The sequence below is a fragment of the Elusimicrobiota bacterium genome, from assembly GCA_040757695.1.
Classification (GTDB): Bacteria; Elusimicrobiota; UBA8919; order UBA8919; family UBA8919; genus JBFLWK01.
The window spans coordinates 1-1880 of the sequence record JBFLWK010000192.1 but is presented as its reverse complement, the minus strand read 5'-3'; the positions used below and the strand labels follow the sequence as shown (position 1 = coordinate 1880).

The window sequence follows — 1880 nt, the reverse complement described above, 5'->3', positions numbered from 1 at the left end:
AATAGTTCCAGTAAATGGGAAATACATCAATGATATTTCATTAAAAAATAAGAGCGTTGGAAAAAGTGAAGAATATTATAAGTGGCAATTTATTTACGCTCTTATTCATAGTGGGTTATATTCTAAGGATTATATTGGAGTAGAAATTTATTTTCCTAAAGGCAATAAAAATGCTGCGCCAATAAAAATGGACAGCTGTATCTTTGACAGTAAAGACTGGATTTACTATTATGAAAAATGGAGTAATAATAAGAATCAAAATAGTTTAGAATGGTTACGAAATCATGTTGTTGCTGTAATAGAATTTAAAAAAGAAGACAATAAAACAACCGAGGACAATTTTAACTCGCAGATAAAAGCATATTTGAAAGAACCAGAACCACTGGACAGATATGTTTTGGCTTTTTACTATGATTTTGAACGATTATACATATTTCAGAGAAATAAAGGGAAAATTTTACGTTATAACGAGAGATACAATGCTAAAGGTGAAAATAGTGGAACTAAAGATTTATCATTAAATTTGACAGATAATTATAATAACATACCATCATTTAACGAACTTATACAAAAAATAAACAAACCTCAAAAAATGGACCCGAGTAAAAGGACGATATCCAACTTAGATTTGATTTCTGATTTACATTCCAATCAGGTTAATGATGCCATGTCTAATATATTAAGAGCAATGGACAAAGCAGGACTTGTTAATCAGAGAGGATACCAAATTTTAATTCAAATTTTAGCATTAAAAATCTTTGATGAACAACAGAGCAAAAAATATGATAATTATTATCTCAAATTTTATATTACAGATGATGAAATCCAGTATAATAATTTATCCGAACCTAAAATACAGAAATTTATTTCAAGACTTAAGAATATTAACAATGACGCAGCGGGCAATTATAATGAAATTCTCCAAGATTTAGAGATAAATTGGAAAGATTCCAGCCATATAAAAGTCATTACTACAGTCATTGACAATTTCCAAAATTATTCTTTCGTCCGATCAGCAAAAAGCGAATTATGGCAACTTGTTTTTTATCGTTTTGCCAATGAATTTTCCAAAGGAGAAAAAGGACAGTTTGTTACTCCATTGCAGTTAATTGATTTTCTTGTCCAAATTGTTAACCCTAGAAATGGAGAGACTGTAATTGATCCGACAGTTGGAATTGCAGATTTTCTATCTTTAAGTTATATCAATTCTAAAAGTCAACTTGATGATAGAAATATCTACGGTATTGATAATGACCAACATATGATTATGCTTGCCCGTCTTAATATGCTTTTAAATGGAGATGGAGAAGCGAAACTTTTATACTATCCAGATAAAGGCACAATTGTTGCAAAAATTGACCAATCCGGTGCGCTTGTAGAATTAAATCCCAATCTACATAAAAATGGCAATTGGGATAGTTGGAAAGATAAAACAAAACTTAAAAAATTTGATGTTGTTCTTACGAATCCACCATTTGGCGAGGATAGAAAATATGAACCCAAAACACCACTGGATAGAGAAATAATCGAGATGTACGAACTTTGGAATATAGCCCGATGTGGCAACTGGATTGACATGGGATTAGTGTTCTTGGAAAATGCTTACCATATATTAGACGAAGAGGGGCGGATTGGAATTGTTTTATCAAATAGCATTGCTTCAATAGATAGGTGGGAAAAAGCAAGAAAATGGTTAATAGAAAAAATGAGAATTGTTGCTTTGTTTGATTTGCCAGCAAATGTCTTTGCGGATACAGGAGTAAATACAACTCTACTTGTCGCTTATAAACCTAAATTAAAAGAATTAGAAAAGTTAAACAAAGATGGCTATGAAGTTTTTGTCAAAGATATTCAAAAAATTGGTTATGAAATTAGAACTT

The 1880-nt window shown here is 30.6% G+C and carries 1 protein-coding gene; it reads left to right on the top strand.

Translation table 11 applies throughout. From position 1 onward, the window contains the following. Positions 1-1880 (top strand): N-6 DNA methylase (locus AB1349_14020; protein ID MEW6558442.1); only part of this gene is annotated, 1880 nt, incomplete at both ends.